Origin of the sequence: Ideonella azotifigens (genome assembly GCF_006519715.1) — a bacterium.
GTDB lineage: Bacteria > Pseudomonadota > Gammaproteobacteria > Burkholderiales > Burkholderiaceae_C > Ideonella > Ideonella azotifigens.
The window spans coordinates 1-4,021 of record NZ_VIDT01000519.1; the positions used below are offsets into that span (position 1 = coordinate 1).

The window sequence follows — 4,021 nt, forward strand, 5'->3', positions numbered from 1 at the left end:
ATCTGCACCTGCACACTGTCGATCGGCAGGCCCAGCCGGCAGCGCAGGCTGCGCGAACCCCGGCCGCTGCCATCCAGCGGCGCAATGCCGGGCGGCAGTTGGCTGCCGTTGAACAGCTGCAGATTCACATGGCCTTTGAATGGGACGATGGCCATCAGCAGCGTGTCGTCCACGCCAAAGACCAGGTTGCCCCATTTGACGGTTTCGGTGGCTTCGGGCACGGCCTGGCGCACGGCGGCCTGCAACTGCTCGGCCAGTCCGCGTTGCGGCTCGGTCAGGAAGTCGAACCAGGCGGCCACCAAGGCTTTGGGGCGGGCTGCAGTTCTCATCGGAACGGCCTTGCATCAGGCACGCCCCTCGACGGGGCGCATCGTCCGTCGGCCGCCGGCCGGTTGGGGCGCAGCGGAACTGAAGCCATTGTGGGCACTTTGCCCAGGCTTGGCTAGGACGACAACCTCACCGCCGACAGTGGTGAAGCCGCTGGCCCAGCGTCAGAGCCTGCCCTCTTCCCGGCGGTGGTAGGCCTGGAACAGCTCCAGCGCGACGCGCCGAAGCGGGTCGAAGGCACTGGTGTGGGCATTGGCAATGCGCTCGAAGGCGTATTGCCGGTCGTAGCACATCCGGGCGACATGCACCGTCTGCCCCTCGATCGCCATCAGCGACTTGAAGCGCAGCAGCGTGCCCATGCCCACGTCGGCCACCACCGACCGCGAGAGTTCGGCATCGTCGAGTTGCCCGGTCTCGGGTGCGACCATGGCCGCGACCGGCACCGCAGCAAGGCCCAGGCCGGACAACAGCCGCGTCACCGCAGGCGAAGCCGGCGGGTTCTGGACGGGGGGAGTGGTGTGTTGCGACGACATGGCGGCCTCCTGGTTGCTGGCCGCGCGGACGAAGGTCCGGCGCCATGACCGCATGGTGCGCGACAGCCCACCGACAGGAAGCGGCAAAAACAGGCCTGAAAGCGCCGCTGTTTGACGCTGTTCGGTTCAAGCCGGCGGCGTGCCGTGCACCACCGGGCCGGTCTGGCGGATGAACTCGTCGAGCTTGCCGCACCACTCGGCCGAGGGTTGTTCCAGTTCGTCCAGGCTCAGCACCTGCACCCCTGCATCGGCCAGCATCTTGTTCGCGGCCTGGATGGACGCGGCCTGGTGCGCCTTCTGCTCCAGGAACACCACCCTGCGGATGCCCACCTGGATGATGGACTGGGCGCAGCGCGGGCAGGGAAACTGGGTCGCGTAGATGGTGCTGCCGGTCAGCGGCAACACCACGCAGTTGAGGATCGCGTTGACCTCGGCGTGCACGATGTAGCTGTGCCGCGAGCGCAGCGGGTCCTCGTCGACGTCGCTCCAGTAGGTTTCGTCGTTGTCGTCACAGCCCCGCGGCAGGCCGTTGTAGCCCACGCCCATGATCTTGTTGTCCGGGCTGGCAATGCAGGCCCCGTTGCGCTTGCGGCTGTCCTTGGAGCGCGCCGCGGCAAGCAGCGCCACGCCCATGAACATGGAATGCCAGGGGATCAGCGGGGTGTTTTGCATGCGTGGAACGGCCGTGGACAAGGCAATCGCCGCAGTGTAGCGAGCGGAGGCCCCCGCTTCAGAGCTTGTATTCCAGCGTCACGGCCCCGTTGCGCGGTGCGCCGTAGATCGCGCCGTAGGCCAGGCCACCGATGTACTTCTTGTCGAACAGGTTGTTGATGTTCAGCCGCAGCGTGGCGTCCTTGGTCAGCTCGTAGGCGGCAAAGGCGTTGGCCACCATGTAGGCGGGCTGCTCGGCGCTGCCGATCTTGCTGACGTCGGACTGCCAGCGGCCACCCAGGCCCATGCGCAGCGCCGGCAGGAAAGGCATGCGGCTGTCGACGCGGAAGTTCAGCGTGTTGCGCGGCACCCATTCGTAGATGCCGTGGCCGTCCGGGCCGGTCAGCGTCAGGTGGGTGTAGCCCAGCGTTAGCTTGGCGTCCTTGTTGATGCGGCCGGTGACTTCGGTCTCGAAGCCCTTGGACTTCACGTCCTTGGCTTCGTAGTAGTACTGCTGGTTCGCATCAATGCCGGCGTAGGTCGCCAGGCCTTGTTCCTTTGAAGTGAAGACTGCGAAAGTGGTCAACAGGCGCTTGTCCAGCCAATCCGCCTTCACGCCCACTTCGGCATTCGTGCCCTTCACCGGTGCCAGCAGGTCACCCTTCACGTCGGCCTGCTCCTGCGGCAGGAAGATGTCGGAGTACGAGGCGTAGCCGAGCACGTTCGGCGTGAAGTCGTAGGTGAAGCCCAGGTAGGGGCTGAGCTTCTTGGTGGTCGGGTCCAGCAACTGGCCGCCGCTGCCATAGCGGGACTCGCCGGCGCGCCAATGGCGCACCGCGTTCACGCCGACGATGGTCTTGAGCGAATCGGTCAACGCGATGCGCGAGGCGGCGTAGACGCGGGTCAGCGTCTGTTCGCCGCTGGTGCTGGGTTCGCGCGCGCCCCACTCCGGTTCCGGATAGGCGTCGCCGCCATACGGGAAGGCGGGCAGCGGCAGGAAGTTGTTGCTCGTCGCCGCGTAGATGTCGGTGGCCGTGGTTTCCTTGGAGTTGCTCACACCGACCAGCAGGCTGTGGCTGCGGCCGAAGGCGGAAAACTGACCGCTGAGGTTGGCGTCCAGCACCCGGCTGTCCGTGTGGCTGATGCTGTGGTACGGCCAGCCAATCAGGCCGGTGTCGTCCGGGTTCAGCATGCCGGTGTTCGAGTAGGCGTAGAGCAGCTTGGTCGCCTCGTCGCCATGGCGCCGGTTGACGGTGAACTTGGCTTCCCAGTCCGGCGACAGGCGATGCGAATACTCGGCGAAGCTGGTCACCGACTTGGTGTTCCAGTAGGCCCAGTCCGGCGCGGTGGAAGAACCGACCGCGAAGTCGGCCTGCGTGCCGTCCGAGCGCAGCAGCGTCAGCGAGCCCCACATCGGCGAGTCCTGCTTGGCATTCACGCCTGTGACGCCGATGGTCAGCGTGCCGTTGTCGCCGATCTGGCCGTCGACCACGCCATAGAGCGATGTGCGTTTGTCATGCAGGTCGCGCAGGTAGGAATCCTTGTCCTCGTGGGCCACGACCACACGCGCGGCCCACGCGCCGTCTTCGGTCAGGACCTTGTTGTAGTCCAGGCCCACGCGCTTGAGGCCATGGGAGCCGCCGGTCACCGTGACTTCGCCGCCGTCCTGGTTGGTCGGGCGCTTGCGGATGTAGTTGATCGTGCCGGAGGCATTGCCCACGCCGGTCAGCAAGCCGTTGGCGCCGCGGATCAACTCGATGCGCTCGAACAGGAAGGTGTCTTCGCGGCCGACCACCGTGCCCCAGGAATTGGTCATGCCCAGGCCGTCGACCTGGGTCAGCTGGATCTCGAAGCCGCGCGCATTGAAGGTCGCGCGGTTGGTTTCGTACTGCTCGACGTTGATGCCGGTGGCCAGGGCCAGCGCTTCGTTGCTGCCGGTCAGGCCGAAGTCGGCCATCTCGTCCTTGTCGATGGTGCTGATGGTCTGCGGGGTGTCCTTCACCTCCATCGGCAGGCCGGTCGCGCCCTTGGACACGCGGTTGGCCCGTTTGCCCTTCACCATCACCGTTTGCTGCTGCGCGACGTCCTGCGCGGGAGCGGCGGCTTCCTGCGCGCGGGCATCGCCCAACGCCAGGCAGGCCGCGATGGCACAGGTCGTCATCAGGAATTCTTGCTTCATCTGCATCTCCAACATCAACCCGGCAGTTTACAAGCTAATACGAATCATTCTCAGTTGTATGCATGAATCCGCCGCTGCTGTGGGTTTTGCGGAACAGCAGCTGATGTGCGGAGCGGGTTTCCTCGTAGCGCCATGGGGCCGAAAACCGCGCCGGCCAAAGGCATCATCGCCAGGCCCTCGGCCGCTCGTCGGGAGCGTCTCTTCCAGCTTGAGGAACCCGCCGTCCATGCCTGCCGTCGCGCCGCTCGCCTCTTCCCCGATAACCGCCGCGAGCGCCAACCTCCCGCGGGTGTTGGTGATGGGCACCGGCAGCGTCGGCGGCTTTGTCGGC

At 66.0% G+C, this 4,021-nt stretch carries 4 protein-coding genes; all 4 read right to left on the bottom strand.

The annotated features are described in order from the left end of the window. The coding region (locus FKP22_RS23210) for a DUF1801 domain-containing protein (RefSeq protein WP_141290042.1) at positions 1-329 on the bottom strand (329 nt) is incomplete at its 3' end. Positions 330-491: 162 nt separating this feature from the next. Further along, the gene (locus FKP22_RS23215; RefSeq protein WP_141290043.1) at positions 492-860 is read right to left on the bottom strand and encodes a hypothetical protein; all 369 of its coding nucleotides are present in this window, start codon (positions 858-860) and stop codon (positions 492-494) included. Positions 861-986: 126 nt separating this feature from the next. After that, a complete protein-coding gene (locus tag FKP22_RS23220; RefSeq protein ID WP_141290044.1) occupies positions 987-1,532 on the bottom strand; it encodes a deoxycytidylate deaminase in 546 nt (181 codons plus the stop codon). Positions 1,533-1,590: 58 nt separating this feature from the next. Then, positions 1,591-3,690, bottom strand: coding sequence for a TonB-dependent siderophore receptor (locus tag FKP22_RS23225; RefSeq protein ID WP_141290045.1), 2,100 nt, complete (start codon positions 3,688-3,690; stop codon positions 1,591-1,593). Positions 3,691-4,021: the final 331 nt, after the last annotated feature.

Excerpts from the sequence above, each read along its gene's own strand:
- FKP22_RS23215 (WP_141290043.1), bottom strand. The coding sequence starts at position 860 with ATGTCGTCGCAACACACCACTCCCCCCGTCCAGAACCCGCCGGCTTCG.
- FKP22_RS23220 (WP_141290044.1), bottom strand. The coding sequence starts at position 1,532 with ATGCAAAACACCCCGCTGATCCCCTGGCATTCCATGTTCATGGGCGTG.
- FKP22_RS23225 (WP_141290045.1), bottom strand. The coding sequence starts at position 3,690 with ATGAAGCAAGAATTCCTGATGACGACCTGTGCCATCGCGGCCTGCCTG.